Genomic DNA, 18,456 nt, shown 5'->3' with positions numbered 1-18,456 from the left:
TCTTGATGAATGATAGCACTGTGCGGCAGTCCGACATATCGAAAATGCCACGGTTCATATTTTATCCCTGTAATCTTGGACTTATCCTTTGGATACCGAAGGATAAACCCATATTTCCACGCGTTTTTTTCAAGCCACTTCCCTTCGGGTGCTTTTTCCATTTTCATTCCCGAAGAACCGATATCCAAAGATAAACCTGCATTATGTTCGCTATATCCCGCTGGCAATGCATACTCCGATCCCATATCGAGATACAGCTGATGTTGTTCATCAAAAGTACGGAACCCGCTGTTAATCATGAAATGGCTGATACCATCATTTTTCGCGGCTTTGACCATTCTTGAAAATTCCTCCGCCACTTTTTCCGATAATCTGATATCTGGCTGCAACAATCCATACCCTTGTGTTAGATAGGTATTTTCAGATAAATTAATGATGTCTTTCATCATTCCGGACTCCTGGATCGGATAATCCTGATTGATCAATAATAAGGGCCCTGAGTAAATTTGATGCTTTTCAATTGATATGGTGGATCCATACGCTTTTTCATCCGGTTCCTCGATGTCGATTTCCGCTCCAGAATTTATGTATTTTGCAATGAATAAAAGTAAAATTAAAATGGCCAAGATTGTCTTTTTCATATGATCGTCCTCCTACAAATCCATCGTAGGGAAGAACGTTTAAGAAAATGGGAAGATACTATTAAGTTTTTCTTAAGTTTTCATAGGGAGGCGCACTGCAAATGTTGTATGGACCGGATCGCTTTTGGCAGTGATGGTGCCTTGATGCTGTTCCACGATATTTTTGACAATGAACAAACCAAGCCCTGTGCTGCCATGATTATCAGATCTGGACCTGTCCCCTGTATAAAAGACATCAAAAATATGCGTCAAGTTCTCGGGAGTGATATAATTTCCATAATTGATCACTTCCACGACAGCATCCCTTTCTTCAACATACCCCTTTATGTCAATAAACTCGCCGTCAGACCCGTAGCGTACCGCGTTTGATAGAAGATTTTCAAATACCCTGGCCAACATTTCTCCGTCACCGAATATTTGTAATCTCTGAGCGATATTCATTCTGGCTGTCACTCGGTTATTTTCAAATACCGGGTAAAATTCCTCTTTCAATTGAAAAAGTAATTCTCCGAGATCCAACGGTTCCTTCTCCATTTTTAACATCCCATAATTTAACCTCGACACTTCGAATAATTCGTCAATGAGTTTTTCCAACCTGACAGATTTCGTATGGGCTATTTTCAAGTAGTGCTTCATTTGGTCTTCATTTAGATTTTTCTCCTTTAAAACCAAGTCCAAATAGCCTAATACAGATGTCAGCGGGGTACGCAGATCATGAGCCAAATTGACAATCAACTGATCCTTGCTGCTTTCGGCAAAGTCTCCTCGCTCCAATGATGCCTTCAGCTTTTCTCCTGCTCTGTTAATGTCCTTCGCAATATCGCCAAATTCATCATTCGTCCTGATATGTATGCGGGTATTAAAGTCACCGTTTGCAAGCTGGTGAATTCCTGTGGAAATCTCCTTGAAAAACAAATTATAAGATTTGGTCAGAAAAAAGAAAAACATGACAGCAAGCGGAATAAAAATGATGAGGAAAAAATTGATATCTCCTATACTGGCTATCATCCGGCGAATTTGCGCCAGGGAATCTTCTGCCTTCACCTCTGTTTGATAGTAAACCTGAAGAATTTTATAAAGTCCGTATGTAATGCCTCCGGCGGCAGCCATGCTGGTACAAAGACGGATGATCATCTGGGTTCGAAAACTCCGAAAAATATTACGCATTGAACTTGTACCCAATTCCCCAAACAGTTGCAATGAACTTATTTTTATTTTCAACTTCTTTCAGCTTCTTTCTCAACCCCCGAATGTGTACCATGACCGTGTTACTGTTGCCAAAATAGGATTCACCCCATACATTCCGAAAAATGTTTTCCGTGCTGAATACCTTATTTGGATAGCTTGCCAACAGATAAAGAATATCGAATTCCTTTGGAGTCAATTCAATTAATTCACCGTATAGTTTAACTGTCCGCTCATCTGAATTTATGACCAACCCTCCTGATACGATTTCATTTTTTTCCATGGATTGATCTATCAGTTTAGACCGCCGAAGCTGGGCATTCACTCGGGCTACAAGTTCCATTGGATTGAACGGCTTTACCATGTAATCATCTGCCCCCATGACAAGACCGGTTATTTTATCCAAATCAGATGCCTTGGCGCTTAAAAAAATCACTGGAAGATGATGTTGCTCCCTTAACTTTTTAACAACCTCATATCCATCCATTTCCGGCATCATGATATCCAATATGGCCAAGTCGATATGTTGAGATTGTATGGCCTTAAGTGCTTCTATTCCGTTAAAAGCTTTAATGGTTTGATATCCTTCCTTTTCGATATGCAAGGTCACCAAGTCCGCAATGGCACTATCATCGTCGGCCACTAGAATCGTAGTCACTTACCTGTCACCACCTGAAAATTAAACTATCTTACTTCATATTAGCACATGTATTTTTTAATATTCACCTCCAAAATAGTGTATTTAAGGCACTTCAACACTTTATTGTTTTTTCCGGTGTTCCTATACAACCACCTGTAAAAGCTACTTTAAAACAGCTGCGGTCCCTTCCCTTTCAGGGACGTTCATTTTCAGACACACTTCCTGAAAGTCAAAAAGTTCGGAAAGAAATGCACTGAGAAAGGCAGTGTACTTCTAGGAAAGGAAAAACTCCCGCTGAGCATCACAGCGAGAGTTTTTAACAGGCAGTTTCAAATACTGCATCTGAATACACCACAGCCTAAAACATCCTTATAAACAATCGACAAATGATGATGTTTCTCAAAAACCTCATAGAACGAAGGGTCAATATGCGTTGAAAGTGAGTAATCATTGGAAACTTCTATTTTATGAATATCAGGGTGGAGTTCAACTTCTTCCATTTCGATGTGATTAAATCCAGCTTTTTCAAAATGGGTACGCCACTCCTGTTCATCAAGTAATTGTTTAACCCCATAAAAGTCCAAGATCTCCTGCATTTGATTCTCGGAAACATCAGTGTTTCGAACCATTTCAATGGCAAGTAATACCCCATTTGCCTTTAAGACACGGTTATATTCTGGAACTGTTTTTGTTACGTCTGTAAATGCAGTGACGGATTCGGATAATATGAAATCGAATGTATCATTTTGAAAGGGGAGGTTTTCAGCGCTGCCATGCTGGATTTCTACCGGAAGATTCATAGATTGGAACCTTTTTCCGGCTTTTTCCAACATGATCCTGTTGTTATCTAATGCTGTTACATGACATCCATATTGCTTTGCTATATATGCAGAGGTTTGCCCTGTACCACAACCGACATCAAGAATTTTTGAGTCACCATTAATTTTTTCTTTGGATAAAACCCTTCTTGTAAGGTTAAGACCGCCGGGATGAGCACCTCCAACCCCGAATAAGGCCAAGCAATTTAAATATGTGGTCTCCAATTCATTCCCGCCCTTTTTTTTGAAGTCTCTTTTATGGTATTCAAGAGGGGAGCAAATGCCCCAGAGAAAAAGAAGAAAGTTCTGATCAGCGACTAAGGAACTTCTTTTAAATATGGGAGGTGTTTGTATGACTAATTGTCGTTATCCAACTTCTTCTCCATTAATATGACTATTTCTTGAAAGCCGAGTTTTTGGCATAGATATTTCGAGGGGTTTCCTTCAAACACATTTAACTGTACCCTTTTAAAGCCCTCTTCTTGAAGATGCTTTAATGCTTCATTGCACAGCTTTTCTGCGATACCCCGCTTACGGTATTGAGGAAGCACGTATATTTCCGGAAGAACCCCGACGATTTCATCTGTGTGATAGTCCAATGTACTTCCTACACCAATCCAGCCCTGAACAACGTTATTTTCAACATGAACGAGGTAGAATCCCCCTCCACCCAAAATTGGAGCCACCATTTCACTGGCTTTTTCTTTACTAGGTTTTACATGCCCCATTGTTGCTTCTTTTAATACTTGCAGAGAATAATCCAATATCTTTTGGGTCTCGCGTCTACTGGCTTTTCTAATGGTCATCGACATTTCAACTCCTTTCTTCCCGGTTTACCATGTTCGTTTAAGCAGTGAATTTAAATATTCCGCAGCCTAATAATCTCCTGCTCACTTTTCAGTCCCGCATTTGTTGTAAAGACTGCCTATCTGAAATCTGATATATGGTATTCAAAAGAGATGTTTATGGGAAGCCGCCAAACCATAACTCTGGCGATGTTGGTAAAAACCTTTGCGCAACTCATATATGATCAATGCATACTGTATGTTAAATGGCGAGCTGATAAGGATGGTTGATATGAGCGTGATGAGAACAGACAGATGGTTGTCCGATCTATACGATGACCCTGTAAAAATATGTGAAAAGATAAAAATTCATTTTGATGGGGCTTCCGCCTCCGAAATTTATGATTACTTAACTTTCCATGGAATGTATACTCCTCAAAAAACTGGAAGCTTTGCGGTAAAAAAATTAAAGGAAAATAAAGTATGGGACATTGTACAAGATGAAAAAATGAAACTTCAAAAGGTTTGGGAAGGTCCAAGAATCCCGGTTTTTATTTTTCCGTCAGATACAACTAATGAAATCTTAAACCAGGAATTTCGCGGGAAGTCAGGGCTGGCTTTTAAGGATAAATTATTCCTGTTTGTCTCTGAAGAAAATAATGAGGCAGAAATCAGGTCATTATTTACGCATGAATATAATCATGCTTGCCGCTTATCCAAATATCATAAAGACGAAGAAGAATATGTATTACTAGATACCATTATTTTGGAAGGCATGGCTGAAAATGCTGTCCGTGAAAGATTTGGAGCGGAATTTATGTCCAACTGGACCTCCTACTATTCAAATGAAGAATTGAAGAAAATATGGAGAAGATTGGTATACCCTAACAGAAGTACTTTGAAAGTGAGCGCCAAACATCAGGACATAATGTATGGCCTGCGTTCGTACCCCAAAATGGCAGGTTACTGCGTCGGATATTACTTAGTGAATCAATATATGGAATCTAAAGGGTTATCAAGCAAAGATCTGCTAAGCATACATTCTGAAAAATTTGTAAGCTTTGCATATTAGAAAAGTGCAAGGCGTGCAGGCTTAGTCGAAATTCGAGGAGGCAGTTCCTCAGCCATCACAGTAAAACAGCTGATTCCAATCACATCGTAAGAAACATCTCCGTTTTTTCTTCATGCAGCTTTGCAACGAGGGAAACATGTGCTTCTTTGAAGCTTGTTGACCTTGAGCCGATTGGGCCTGGCCGCCTCAGTTCGCGACATCCTGTCGCTTCGGTGGCACTAGTGCGTCCTGCACGTCGCCGCTTCAGTTCGCGACATCCCCGAAAAAGCTGAAGCTTTTCCTTCGTGCGATGTACGCTCTCGAAGCTTTCCTAGTTCTCTGTGGCTTCGGCAGGATCAGGATGCGACAACCTGTCGCTTCGCTTGTACTAGTACTTCCTGTCCCTCGGAGCTAGAGATAACACCTACTAGCTTTTGAATTTAAGGATTGGTCAAATTTTATACTTTCAAATCTTTATAAAAGATAAACAGTCCAACTAGCATTGTGCTAGTTGGACCGCCCTCATATAATGGGTTGGGCAATAACTACCACCACCAAAGTAAAGAAATTCCGGCAATAAAGCCCAGGGCAATACCCGCACCAAAACCCCACCAGCCATATCCAAATCCGCCAAAGCCATAGCCGAAACCGCCTCTTCTAGGGCCTATCGGCTCTAAATAGACTCTGTGGGGAGAAACATGCCTAATAATGCCCCTGTGGAATCTCCCATCGCGAGTTCTAATTTCTACTGCTCTCCCCATATGTCTGTGACACAATGAATGATAGTGTTCAACCGACATTTGATATCTCCCTCCTTTGAAGTCTATAACATCTTATGTGAGAATCTTATAGACATAAAGGATACAAGCACTAGAAGTATGGCCTCTTTTGGCAAAGCTTGAAGGATTCGGGGCAATATGATTGCTGGACTTTCCAAGTCGGCTTAATCTCTTATCTAATTGAAGCTTCGCTTTGATGCTAAATTTATGCAAAATAAGAAAAGCGCAAGGTGTGCAGCCTTACGCGACAAGCACAAGTCGAATTTTGATGAGGGAGCTTTTCAGCCACCATAGGGAAGCAATTAACTTCAATCACATCATGTGCAACTTCCTTTAATATACTTCATGCAGCTTTGCGACGAGGTGAACTGCGCTTCCTCGAATAAACTATGGCTCAGGAGCACATTCTTCCTGATTAGCTTCATCGCAGGCTTATGACCTCGAGCCGATGGCGCCTGGCCGCCTAAAACCGCCACTTCCTGTGGCTCCTGCGGCACTAGGACGTCCTGTCCATCGGAGCCGGACGTAGCACAAATAAATGTTAAGTAACAACGAACCTAAACGGTTTTTAATTTCCTATACAATAAAAAAACTCCCGCGCAAAATACAAGCAGTGGGAGCTTATTATTATTATGCAGTTCCTAGTACAACTCCGAGTTCCTTTAAATACTGTCTATAAGCAATGCTTACACGGTCGGAAACAAGAGACAGCTCCACTTGAAGATCAAGCGGGAGTTCTTCAGGTTTTTGATTTTGGACGATTGGCTTGTCTTGTGAGAAAATTTCATCCTGGAATGCGACGATCTCCTCATCAGATAACCCTGTTTCATAGTTGAATGATAAAATGCCATAGGCAATGGAAGTCTCTTCATCCACGGGGCGGACAGTCAGCAAAATGGTCATGAGCGTATCATTTTCACGATCCCTTTTTGTAAAACGCACGGTGAAAGGGCGAAGGATTTCGTAGGTGTAATAAACATATTTCGCTTGTCCTGAGCCGTCTGGATCCGGTTGAAAAATAGCAATTTCATCAGAATATATTCGTCCGTCTTTCTGATGAACTTTATAATTTTCTATTTCACGATGGGTTTCCGTTCCTAAGTAACCCTGATGGACAACAGCCAGATGACCGACATCAAGAAAATTTTCAATGATACGGGGCGGCTTGGCCTGTACTTCCTGCGGTCCCCAAATAACATTGCGGAATTGGGTTCCATCCATTTCAGGATATGGGAAAAATTCCGGCTGATTGCCTGCGAGATTCACCCAGATGAAACCATATTTCTCTACACAAGCATATCGGACCGCTTTAGCCTTTTTGGGAATGGGCTTTCCTTCCGGTAACTGTGGAATTTTAATACAGTTGCCGCTCTCATCATATTCCCATGCATGATAAGGGCAAACAAGGCAATCGTTTTTAACCTCTCCCAATGACAAAGCTGCTCCCCGATGGATGCAAAGATCCTTAAACGCATGGATGCCATTACTGTTTCTAAAGATCGCCAGGCGCTCTCCCATTAATATGACCTGGATCGGCTTCTCTTTTACATCTTGTGATCGGCAGGCGACGAGCCAGTCTTCCTGCAGCACTTTATCCTGCAACATGTTTAAAATCCTCCTCAACACAAATCATAATTCTTATTTTAATCAATTCCCTGAGTTAAACACGAACTAATTGTGTATGTTTTGTGTTAATGTTCGCATTTCACATATACAAGCGATTACTTTTTATATATAATTCATTAATAAACTTTAAAATGGAAAAGCAGGGAGCGATACGATTGGAAAAAAAGTCAGAAAGCAGCATCATTATTGGCGTAGACGATAAAGTCAGTTATCCCAAAGCCTTTGTTCTTGGCTTGCAGCATGTACTCGCAATGGATTTATATATAGCACCAATTATTATCGCTGGACTGCTCTCTTTAAGCGCTCAAAACACATCCTTTTTTGTTCAAATGTGTTTTCTCGCAACCGGATTGGCTACATTGATTCAAACGGGAGCCGGAATCAAGCTGCCTGTTGTCCAGGGGCCTTCCTATGTACCTATCGGTGCTATTGCCGCTATTGGCAGCAAACTAGGGCTCGGTGCCATTGCCGGAAGTCTGATTCCCGGCGCTATTATTATTACTCTTCTTGGCTACCCATTAAAAATATTCGCTAAGGCAGTCAGAAAAATTATTCCGCCTCTTGTCGGTGGGACCGTCATCATTATTGTAGGTATTTCCTTGATGCCCACCGGACTGAATAATATTTTCCTGGCGGAAGGGAACATCGGGGATAATGTCATTGTTGCCTCTGTTTCCGCAGGTGTACTCGTCGTTTGTATGCTGCTGGGGCGAAGATTGGCGAAATTGGGGACTTTTTTCAGACTAGTATCCGTCATTGTAGCCATTATTGTCGGAACCATTACTGCCAGCTTCTTTGGAAGCATAGATTTTTCTCCGGTAAAAGAGGCAAGCTGGTTCTCACTTCCATCTTTTTTTCCATTCGGAAAACCTGTATTTGATATGAACGCCATCATCACAATGATCCTTGTCTATCTAATTATATTGATGGAAACAACCGGAACATGGTTTGTCGTATCCTCTATTACAGGAGAAGAACTGGATGAACCCCGGCTGAACCGCGCTTCTGCCGGTGAAGGGCTTGGCTGCTTTGTCGGTTCATTGTTCGGAAGTACGCCAATGACAGGATACTCTTCCAACGCCGGTCTTCTTGCGATCACTGGTGTGGCAAGCCGCATGGTTGTTATCGTGAGCGGGCTTATTCTTGTCTTCCTTGGCTTAATTCCAAAGCTTTCAACAGCCATCACATGTATTCCCGAGCCGGTCATCAATGGTATATTTGGTATCGTTTGCGTGGCCATTGTGACCAACGGGATGAAGGTAATCCAACCGATTCATATCGATGACCGCAATATGATCATAATTGGTGTACCGATTTTAATGACGACTGCAGTGACTGTTTTACCGAAAGAAGTACTAAGTACTGTCCCGGATTGGGCTAATTATATCCTATCATCAGGGATTACAGTTGGGGCTCTTGCCACAGTAATTTTGAACCTATTAATTCCATCAACGAAAAAAGAAGCAGAAACGGAAAACGTAAAAGAAGCTCTTTAATCGAAGAAGCCCGGTCGATGCCGGGTTTCTTTTTTGCTTAGTTTCCAAATAGAATAATTCAGGACCAAGGCTAAGATGACCTATCCGAGCATTCCGGTAGTCCGCTCCACTTTGAAAAAGTCTTACATCTTAAGGCTGATCGCAAGAGTAAATCTCAAAAGTGAAGAATATTTCTCGAAAGTGAAGAGTAAATCTCAAAAGTAGAGAGTATTTCTCGAAAGTGAAGAGTAAATCTCAAAAGCGAAGAGTAAATTTCTATAGTGAAGAGTATTTTTCGAAAAGTGAAGAGTATTTCTCGAAAAGTGAAGAGTATTTTTCAAAAGTAGAGAGTATTTCTCAAAAGTAGAGAGTATTTCTCGAAAAGTAAAGAGTATTTCTCGAAAAGTGAAGAGTATTTCTCGAAAGTGAAGAGTAAATCTCAAAAGTAGAGAGTATTTCTCGAAAGTGAAGAGTATTTTTCGAAAAGTGAAGAGTAAATCTCAAAAGTAGAGAGTATTTCTCGAAAGCGAAGAGTAAATCTCGAAAGTAGAGAGTATTTCTCGAAAGTGAAGAGTATTTTTCGAAAAGCGAAGAGTAAATCTCAAAAGTAGAGAGTATTTCTCAAAAGTGAAGAGTAAATCTCAAAAGTAGAGAGTATTTCTCGAAAGCGAAGAGTAAATCTCGAAAGTAGAGAGTATTTCTCGAAAGTGAAGAGTATTTCTCGAAAGTGAAGAGTAAATCTCAAAAGTAGAGAGTAAATCTCCAAAGTGAAAGAGTAAATCTCAAAAGTAGAGAGTAATTCCCGTTACCATTGCTATTTTTACCAGAGGCCTTACAAAAGGATAGAGTTTAAATATAATAGTAATTAATTATCCAAGAATACGAGGAGGATTATATGGCAAAAAATTGGTTTCTAATGTTACTGTTATTCATCCTTATGGTGGGAGGTTGTTCGCAATCGTCCAAGAAGGAGGAGGATAGTTCTCCTTCGACGTCTCAAGAGCCGGACGTTGAGCGGAGCGAAGAAGTTTCACAGGAAGCGAAGGAAATAAAAACGGACGATTATCAGAAATACGCTACGGAAAATCCGGAAGAAATGGTTCGGTTGGAGCCCGGTCCGTACAGCGGCAACAATTATGATGAAAAGGCTGTCAAGCAGCTGATCGATCAGTTTCCGGAAGGGGAAGAACGACTCGACTACTACTCCCGAATTGCTGCATTGATTGCTGAAGATTATCGGCCTTTTATGGAGTTTTTCGAAGGTTTCGACACCTCTTTTGATGGGCCAACCGAACAGCCTGACGGCAAATCGAGTCAAATGGAGGTACCTGAAGAAAAACAAATCAATGTTCAAATCTTATTCGATGCAAGCGGTAGTATGAGAGCTCCGATTGATGGTACGGAAAAAATGAAGATGGCCAAAGATGCTGTCAAATCATTTCTGGATGAACTTCCAGAGGGGGTCAATGTGTCGTTGAGGGCTTATGGCCATGAAGGCACTGGCAGTGACGAAGACAAAGAACGTTCCTGCAGCAGCATAGAGGAAGTATACCCCTTTGCTCCGTATGACAAGCAAGACTTCCTAAAAGCATTGGATCAATTTTCTCCTGCCGGATGGACGCCTTTGGCGGCTGCCATTGAATCATCCAAGTCGGATTTGGAAAAGCAGTCAGGGGAAAACGTAGAAAATATCATTTACGTCGTCAGCGATGGAGTCGAGACATGTGATGGGGATCCCGTCAAGGCAGCCAAAGAGTTGACGGAAAGCAATATTCAGGCAGTTATCAATATTATTGGTTTTGATGTGGATGACCAAGGGCAAAAAGCGCTTAAAAAAGTCGCTGAAGCGGGGAAAGGCGAATATGCGACCGTCCGTTCCCAACAAGAATTCAAGAAATTTTTTGAACAAGAAAACCATGCTCTCCGCTCTCAATGGCTCGAGTGGCGAAACGAGAACACCAGCCATTATATGAAGTCTCAGAACGAAAGAGTCGAAGCGCTTTTGCAAAAGGAAATCGAGATGAAGAAGCTTACACGGCAGGAGGAAGAGCGCTTTAGGGAACTGCTTCCCTATGCGTATGAAAAATTTTTGGGAAGCACCAATAAGTCCAGCCTAAATTCCAGTATACGTGGGAGAGCCTTACGACAATATGTCACAAGTATTGCTTTGCCTTTAAGAGATGAACTCAGGGAAAAGGGCTATCAAAATAGAGAAGAAGTCAGGGATAAAGCAAGGGAAGAGCGAGAGAAACTGAAGAATGAGGAAGACTAACCTTAAAACATCAGCAGGACAAACTGCTGATGTTTTTTCGATTTACTAATTCGATTGTACAACCTACAATAAGTATAGGTTGTGAATTGTTCTAATAGAGAGAAAAATATAACGGACAACCGGGGAAAATCCTGGCATGTCCCAGATTGGTTAGGAAGTGATCGGTTGAATGCGTCACCGGCTACTCGAGGAAATCTTCTCTTTTTAATTGTATCGTTTCTCTTCTGGGTTTCGCATTTTATTTATGTTCCCGTTTTAGCCCCATATATCGAGTCACAGGGAGGAAGATATTCCTTTATCGGCTTGGTTTTGGGAAGCTATGGAGTCATGCAGCTTCTATTTAGAATGCCTGTAGGAATCATCTCGGACCTTCTCAAATGGCGGAAACCGTTTATCGTGATGGGGCTGTTTCTCAGTGTACTCAGCTGTCTCATCTTCGCGACGACGGATCATTTAGGATGGATTCTTGCAGCCCGTTCGATTGCCGGCCTTGCTGCGGCCACATGGGTAGTCTTCTCGGTCTTATATTCAAGTTATTTTTCAGACCAGCAAATAGCCAGAGCCATGGGAAGCATATCACTCGTCGTAGTTTTGGCCCAATTTTTCGGGATGGTTGTCAGTGGTTCCATCGTTGACTATTGGGGTTGGAACGCCCCTTTTTGGATTGGCGGAATCATTAGCTTAGCCGGCCTGCTTCTTTCCATGTTCATCTTTGAATCGCCGGATAAAATAGATAGAGAGCCAATCCAACTAATGGCTTTGTCTTCCGTCTTTTTGGAACCGGTCCTGTTGAAAGTATCGGCGCTGTCCATCGTTGCTCACGGTATCCTCTTCACAACAATGTTTGGATTCACTTCTGACTACGCCTTGAAAATTGGGTTTGAAGCAAATCAAATCAGTCTTATTGTCATTTCCTTCATGGTTCCGCATGCGGTCTCAACCATTTTAACCGGTAAATGGTTTGTCCCTCGCCTCGGCAAGTGGAGGACTCTACAAAGTGCATTTGGATCCGTTGCTCTGTTTACCGTTTTGATACCGTTCGTAAAAACAAAGCTGATGCTTTGTATATTACAAGGATTAAATGGATTTTCATTAGGTCTTCTTTATCCGGTTCTTTTGGCGATGGCGATTGAAACGATTCCTCAACAAAAAAGAGCAACGGCCATGGGGGTTTACCAGGCGCTTTATGCAGTCGGCATGTTTGTCGGACCGTTTTTAGGAGGTATGTTAAACTCTTACGCCGGGATTGGAGGAGCATTTTATCTATCGGGAGCACTAGGGCTTCTCGCTCTAATTTTCTCTATTATTTGGAAGCCTCAAGCAGAAAAAAGTAAAAAAATAAAAGAATCGGTTTCTTCCTGACTTCGATTCTAAAAAAGCCGGTGGAACTTAACATTTCATGTTCCACCGGCTCTTTTTCAAGTCCGGCTATTCTCAATCTCTTCAATCATCAACGATAGTTCTTCCCAGCGCTCCATTTTCTTTTCCAGTGCTGCTTCCGTCTCCTGCTGTTCCTGAAAAAGTTCCTGTACTTTCATCGAATCGCTTCCTGCCTCAACAATCTGTTTGCCAAGCTGTTCGATTTTTTCTTCAAGGGCAGCAATCTCTTCTTCGATGACTTCCCATTCCCTTTGATCTTTATAGCTTAACTTAATTGGCTTTTTGGTTTCCGTTTTCGGTTTGTCCGGCAACGGTTTTTCCACTGTTGAAGATTGTGATACCTGCGGAACATCTTCCAGATACTCGGAGTAATTGCCGAAAAATTCCGCAATTATGCCGCCACCCTGAAAAACTAGCAGACGGTCCACTACACGGTCAAGGAAGTAACGGTCATGCGAAACAGCGACAACGACTCCAGGGAAATTTTCCAGATACTCCTCCAGAACCCCAAGGGTTTGTGTATCCAAATCATTGGTCGGCTCATCCAAGAAAAGCACATTTGGCTCTGTCATGAGCACTTTCAGCAAATAAAGCCTCCGCTTTTCTCCTCCGGAAAGCTTTCGGATGTATGTCCACTGAGCTGACCGGGTAAAGAGGAAGCGCTCCAGCATCTGTTCAGCTGTAATGAAATCTCCATTTTTTGTATGGATGACATGAGCTGTCTCTTTTATATAATCGATGACACGCTGATCGTCATCCAACTCCTCATCCCCTTGTGTGTAGTAGCCAATTTTAACGGTTTCACCCGTTTCAATATCTCCGGCATCCGGCTTGATCCGCTTGACCATGATATTTAATAGTGTCGTTTTTCCAGCACCATTGGGGCCAATAATTCCAATCTTGTCACCTGGTTTAAGCAAATAATCAAAAGAGCTGATCAGCTCTCTGCCATCAAGGCTTTTTTCTATTCCCTTCAGTTCAATGACCTTTTTACCGAGCCTGCTTGTTCCAACCTGGAAAGCTGCTTCCTCTTTTTTTGTATTGAATTTGTGGTCCTGCATCACTTCAATCCGTTCAATACGAGCCTTTTGTTTTGTGGAACGGGCCCGCGCACCGCGCTGCAGCCAGGCCAATTCCCTTCTGAGTGTATTTGCGTGTTTTTGCTCGTTTGCCCGTTCTTCGGCTTCACGCTCCGCCTTCTTTTCAAGAAAAAGTTCATAATTTCCTTCATAGGCATATAATTGTCCGTTATCCAACTCATAGATTCGGTTAGTCACACGATTAAGGAAGTAGCGGTCATGAGTTACAAGTAACAGGGCACCTGGGTAGCTTGCCAAATATTTTTCCAACCATTCAATCGTTCCATTGTCAAGATGGTTCGTCGGCTCATCAAGAATCAACAGATTGGCAGGCTGAATCAAAGCTTTTGCAATGGCCACGCGCTTCTTCTGACCTCCAGATAAAGAACCAACCTTTTGATTAAAATGCTTGATACCGAGCTTTGTCAGAATGGTTTTCGCTTGGGCACTGGCATCCCAAGCCTCCAGTTCATCCATTTTCTGCTGCATGGAAAACAGAAACGCTTGCACCTTTTCACTTTCCGGCTCACGTTCCAGCCTTTCAAGTGCCTGTTCATATTGGCGCATCGCCTTCATAATATCCGCTTCTCCATAATAGATTTGCTCTATAACCGTTAAATCAGCATCAAGAACCGGATCCTGTGCCAAATATTCAATTCTGTAATCCTTGGCATGATTGATTTCCCCCTGATCCGGTGCCTCAATGCCGGCAATAATTTTTAAAAAGCTTGATTTGCCCGTGCCATTTATGCCAATTAGTCCAATCCGCTCCCGGTCTTGGATGGTGCAGTTTATGTCCTCAAAAAGAATTTTATCCCCATATGACTTATGTAAATGCTCAACTGTCAGCATGATGACAGCCCCTTTCAAATATTATCCTGCCGGCATCCGGCCTGCTTCCGGCTTAGAAGCTTTACGGTATAATGAAATTCCTAAAGATACTAGCTCTATCAATAATAATAATAAAATAGTGATAAATAAAAATGATAGAAAGCCATTTTTTACTGATTCCACGATCCCCTGCTTAAATTCAAGCATAGAAGTGAAGGTATAAAACATCCCGAAAGTAAACAAACGGCTCCAATGTGAAATATTGCTTTTGAATAAGACTTCCATAAAATGATGTTTTTTCAGCATAGCAAACAAAATGATAAGCTCCATCATTTCCACAATCATAAACACGGCAAAAACCACTGACCAAAAAGCAAGGGCATGGATATTTAGGATTATATCATTATACAGCAAAGCCACGCAGGTGATAGATAAAGCACCGTGAAAAATGCAATTCATTGCATTCCAGTGGCGGATTGAGAAATGGCTGATGATCAATAAAAAGCTGATCATGTAAAAAATGAGTCTCAAGCTGATGATTATTAAGATTAAGCCTACATTGAATCCCGGAAAAACAGTCCGCAGCATAATTGCAACGGACTGTGTACTAACTGTTGTCAAAAAAAGATTCCCGGACAAAATGGTATGTTTCCATTTCCTGAGTCCAATTCGGATAGTGTAAAAGGACATTCCGAGATAACTTAACCAAAGGACAACATTCAAAAGCGCAAGCACGTTCACCCAACCGTGACCGGCTATACCATAAATGTACGTTAAAACAATAAATATGGAAGTACCGGCAATCCATGTTCCAATCGTGAAACGGTTGATTTCAGAACGAATATGCCTTTCAGCAAAAGAATGATTAGAAAGTGCTGCAAGGATATTCATCCAAAACGTAACCCAAATGATAAAAGTCACATAATAGAAAACAATAGTTATAAAAGAATGGTTAACAGACAAATGAAGAACACCGAAATTGATAATGCCCAATGTCATGACAACCGCCATAAACCCGGTGTTTAAATTTATTTTTTTCCGATAAAATACAAGGTTTATAACAGCTGCAAGTGCAATAAGTACAAAAACCATGGAAAATTTCCTCACTGATTGATGGTTTTATTATAATTTAAATTTGAGGTATCTGCTTTAACCCGAATTTGGAAAAATTCAACATACATCATAAGCCGATTGATTTCACTGGTTTTCTTTTATACCAGCCCTCATGAAATGCTTTTGAGAGCCCTTTTGGTAATTGAATTACGAAGGAACACTCGAAATGGCTTTGGAGCTTTCATCAGCGAGCGAATTAGCTGAAACCCCTTCAACCACTTGTCATTTTTTGCTAATAAAAAAACAACGATGTCTAGTTCAAATTATATACATACAAAAACAGGAATGAAAAATTGGTGATCTGAAACCAATTTTTATTCCTGCTTATTATTAATAACGCTTATTTATGCTTTTTCCTAAAATATTCCTTAGCCTTTTCGACTCCCTTGAGTACCCGTCTTTCGTATCATAGCCGATAGCGCACGGAATCTCTGCCATATCATTAGTTCATGCACAGCCGCTAAACCAAAGTTCACCTCCGCATGCCTCAATGCCATTGTTCACTACATAAACGACCGCTTGGTCCGTATCTTCATGAATATTCTCTATTACTTCAACTTTAAGTCTTTCTACCGTGCCTGCTGTTCTTCCGTATTCTCATAATTTACAACACGCGCAATTTCACCATTCAAATGCTGATCCGCGAATTCCTTACCATACTTAGATACGGACATCTTATAGAAAGCGATCCCCAAAATGGTCCATGCAAATACGATCAGCCACTCATATGGCCAGACCAAGGCCGATGGCATGCCCGGTAAATATAAAATGCCTACGCCGATGGACATAACCACCGCAATCCACCCGATAGAAGTACCGCCCTGAAGACGGAATGGGCGTGCCATTCCCGGTTCTTTTTTTCGCAAAATGATAAAAGATGCTGAAACCATGAACCAAGCGATGACAAGGCCAAATCCTCCAGCATCAACAAACCACACAAGAGCTGGACGCCCCAGAAGAGGAGCAGCCGTAGATAGTATAGCTATAAGGAGTATCGCTTTATGTGGTGTGTTATATTTTGGATGCAGCTCGCCCAGTGACTTTGGAAGCATTCCCGCTTTTGCAAGCGCATAAATGGCGCGGCTTCCTCCGACATAGAAACCGATCCAGCTTGTCAGAATACCACCGATTCCTCCCAGCACCAGAATATTCCCCATCAATTGGCTGCCGCCAAATGCTTTGGCCATCGCATCAGCAGTGACCAGATTGGAACCTGCGATTTCAGACGGATTCAACACCCTGGACACTCCAAAGATGACGGAAACATACCAGAGGATGGCCAAAAAGACTGAAAAGATTAAAAGAGAGCCTATCCTTTTTGGAGGAAGGTTGATTTCCTCCGCTGCCTGAGGAATGACGTCAAATCCGACAAACATGAATGGCGTCATGATTACAACCGTTAAAAGCCCTCCCATTCCTTTTTCAAATAAAGGCTGCATATTCTCCATATTCCCGGAGATCGTACTTCCTGTAATTAGTAATATGCCGGCAATAATAATCAATAAGGTCAAAATAAAGTTTATGATGGTTGAAAACTTGATTCCGCGGTAATTGATCCAGGCAATAATAATAGATCCTATAATTCCAACTCCTGCCCAGGTGATCGTGACATCCCAATCGGCAATCGTATATAAATGGCCTTTGCTATACCCAGGAATCAAGTATTCAAAAACAGTCGGAAGTGCCACCGCTTCAAACGCTACAACGGATACATATCCAAGTATGATAGCCCAAGTGGTGACAAACGAAGCGATTCTGCCCATTGCTTTAAAGCTGTATATCAGCTCCCCTCCCGCCAATGGAAGAGCCGCAGCCAGTTCTGCATAGGTAAGTCCTACAAAAACGACAAGCATCCCGCCGATCAAAAAGGCAAGAATAGCACCTAAAGAACCAGCTTCCGTAATCCAAAGCCCAGCTGTGACCACCCAGCCCCACCCGATCATGGCACCGAAGGCCAACGAAAGGACATCTCTGTTCCCAAGAGTTTTTATAAATCTTTGTTCCTCTTTCATCCCCAACCCCCTCCTTTGTATGCGTTTACATAAATGTTTTTTAAAAATAAAAACTTGCGGGGCACCCGCCAACAACTGGCCATAACAAAAGTCCCAACAAGTCAGTTTAAATTTACCAAATGTTAAATAAACAGTCAATATTCAAATAGTTGATATAGATAACCCCATTTTATAAATGAACCGGCTGCTTCCCTTCTAAAGTAGAAATTTCCCATCTCAGTGAATGGGAAACCTCCATTTTTATCAAGATTGACGGCCAATAGCCGCTTCCTCCGCCTGTTTTTCCTCTTCCCAGCCTTTGCAGACATCCACCCATGTAATAGCGGACGAGTATTCATATAATTCATCGCAAGTCAGTTCAATGGCCGAATTTGTACTGCCGCACGCAGGAAAGACTGTGTCAAAGCGCTTCAGTGAAATATCCAAATATACCTTTAAATCATTGGCCAGTCCAAATGGGCAAACACCGCCAACGGCATGTCCTGTCTGTGCCAATACTTCTTCCGGGGAAAGCATACGGGCTTTGAAATTGAATAGGTGACGAAACTTCTTATTATCAATCTTGGTATCTCCCGCAGCAACAATCAGGATTGCCTGATCCTCTTCTGCTCTGAAAGAGAGCGTTTTGGCTATCCGCGCAGGGGTAACGCCGATTGCTTCAGCTGCTTGATCGACTGTCGCACTAGTTGTTTCGAACTCCATTACATCATTTTGCCGGTTCCATTGTTCTAAATGAGTTTTTACACTTTCCAATGACATGTCATTCACC

14 protein-coding genes and 2 pseudogenes are annotated in these 18,456 nt (G+C 41.9%); 4 read left to right on the top strand and 12 right to left on the bottom strand.

Annotated features, from left to right (window positions below):
• Nucleotides 1-7: 7 nt before the first annotated feature.
• The 6 genes and pseudogenes from C509_RS27505 to C509_RS0110460 form a co-directional block, all read right to left on the bottom strand.
• Nucleotides 8-116, bottom strand: a pseudogene (locus C509_RS27505) (D-alanyl-D-alanine carboxypeptidase family protein); the annotation flags it as partial.
• A pseudogene (locus tag C509_RS27500) lies at nt 90-338 on the bottom strand (M15 family metallopeptidase); the annotation flags it as partial. The pseudogenes C509_RS27505 and C509_RS27500, both read right to left, overlap by 27 nt.
• Before the next feature lie 375 nt (nt 339-713).
• Complete coding sequence (locus C509_RS0110475; protein WP_026319800.1) at nt 714-1,808, bottom strand: sensor histidine kinase; 1,095 nt, start codon at nt 1,806-1,808, stop codon at nt 714-716.
• Nucleotides 1,801-2,484, bottom strand: a complete 684-nt coding sequence (locus C509_RS0110470; RefSeq protein WP_018706887.1) for a response regulator transcription factor — start codon at nt 2,482-2,484, stop codon at nt 1,801-1,803. The genes C509_RS0110475 and C509_RS0110470 overlap by 8 nt, the downstream gene beginning before the upstream one ends.
• 311 nt (nt 2,485-2,795) lie before the next feature.
• Nucleotides 2,796-3,509 (bottom strand): class I SAM-dependent methyltransferase, encoded by a 714-nt coding sequence (locus tag C509_RS0110465; RefSeq protein ID WP_018706886.1) that lies wholly within the window; start codon nt 3,507-3,509, stop codon nt 2,796-2,798.
• A gap of 131 nt (nt 3,510-3,640) precedes the next feature.
• Entirely contained in the window at nt 3,641-4,090 is a 450-nt protein-coding gene (locus C509_RS0110460; protein WP_018706885.1) for a GNAT family N-acetyltransferase, read from the bottom strand.
• 271 nt (nt 4,091-4,361) lie between these two features.
• Between C509_RS0110460 and C509_RS0110455 the strand changes: the two genes are divergently transcribed.
• A complete protein-coding gene (locus tag C509_RS0110455) occupies nt 4,362-5,141 on the top strand; it encodes a DUF2268 domain-containing putative Zn-dependent protease (protein ID WP_018706884.1) in 780 nt (259 codons plus the stop codon).
• A 524-nt stretch (nt 5,142-5,665) separates the two neighbouring features.
• On the opposite strand, the gene C509_RS0110450 is transcribed toward C509_RS0110455, so the two are convergent.
• Both C509_RS0110450 and C509_RS0110445 read right to left on the bottom strand, forming a co-directional pair.
• A complete protein-coding gene (locus C509_RS0110450; RefSeq protein ID WP_018706883.1) occupies nt 5,666-5,920 on the bottom strand; it encodes a hypothetical protein in 255 nt (84 codons plus the stop codon).
• A gap of 609 nt (nt 5,921-6,529) precedes the next feature.
• Complete coding sequence (locus C509_RS0110445; protein WP_018706882.1) at nt 6,530-7,504, bottom strand: aromatic ring-hydroxylating oxygenase subunit alpha; 975 nt, start codon at nt 7,502-7,504, stop codon at nt 6,530-6,532.
• Between the two features lie 176 nt (nt 7,505-7,680).
• Here C509_RS0110445 and C509_RS0110440 point away from each other — a divergent pair, with 176 nt between their 5' ends.
• The 3 genes from C509_RS0110440 (at nt 7,681) to C509_RS0110430 (ending at nt 12,634) form a co-directional block, all read left to right on the top strand.
• Nucleotides 7,681-9,021 carry a uracil-xanthine permease family protein gene (locus C509_RS0110440; protein ID WP_018706881.1) on the top strand — a complete coding sequence of 447 codons (1,341 nt, stop codon included), beginning with the start codon at nt 7,681-7,683 and terminating at the stop codon, nt 9,019-9,021.
• Between the two features lie 874 nt (nt 9,022-9,895).
• Nucleotides 9,896-11,272, top strand: a complete 1,377-nt coding sequence (locus C509_RS0110435; RefSeq protein WP_018706880.1) for a vWA domain-containing protein — start codon at nt 9,896-9,898, stop codon at nt 11,270-11,272.
• A gap of 165 nt (nt 11,273-11,437) precedes the next feature.
• On the top strand, nt 11,438-12,634 hold the full coding sequence (locus C509_RS0110430; RefSeq protein WP_018706879.1) for an MFS transporter: 1,197 nt from the start codon (nt 11,438-11,440) through the stop codon (nt 12,632-12,634).
• 56 nt (nt 12,635-12,690) lie between these two features.
• Here the strand turns inward: C509_RS0110430 and C509_RS0110425 are convergent, their stop codons facing one another.
• From C509_RS0110425 to C509_RS0110405, 4 genes are all read right to left on the bottom strand, one after another.
• Nucleotides 12,691-14,583 carry an ABC-F family ATP-binding cassette domain-containing protein gene (locus C509_RS0110425; protein WP_033370019.1) on the bottom strand — a complete coding sequence of 631 codons (1,893 nt, stop codon included), beginning with the start codon at nt 14,581-14,583 and terminating at the stop codon, nt 12,691-12,693.
• A 21-nt stretch (nt 14,584-14,604) separates the two neighbouring features.
• A complete protein-coding gene (locus C509_RS0110420) occupies nt 14,605-15,654 on the bottom strand; it encodes a TDT family transporter (RefSeq protein WP_018706877.1) in 1,050 nt (349 codons plus the stop codon).
• Nucleotides 15,655-16,244: 590 nt separating this feature from the next.
• Nucleotides 16,245-17,687 carry an APC family permease gene (locus C509_RS0110415; protein WP_018706876.1) on the bottom strand — a complete coding sequence of 481 codons (1,443 nt, stop codon included), beginning with the start codon at nt 17,685-17,687 and terminating at the stop codon, nt 16,245-16,247.
• Between the two features lie 243 nt (nt 17,688-17,930).
• Nucleotides 17,931-18,446, bottom strand: a complete 516-nt coding sequence (locus C509_RS0110405; protein ID WP_018706874.1) for a YbaK/EbsC family protein — start codon at nt 18,444-18,446, stop codon at nt 17,931-17,933.
• Nucleotides 18,447-18,456 lie beyond the last annotated feature (10 nt).

The sequence above is a fragment of the Siminovitchia fordii DSM 16014 = CIP 108821 genome (assembly GCF_000374565.1).
Classification (GTDB): domain Bacteria; phylum Bacillota; class Bacilli; order Bacillales; family Bacillaceae_C; genus Siminovitchia; species Siminovitchia fordii.
Note: the sequence above shows the minus strand (reverse complement) of the source record. Positions and strands in the feature narration are given on the sequence as shown.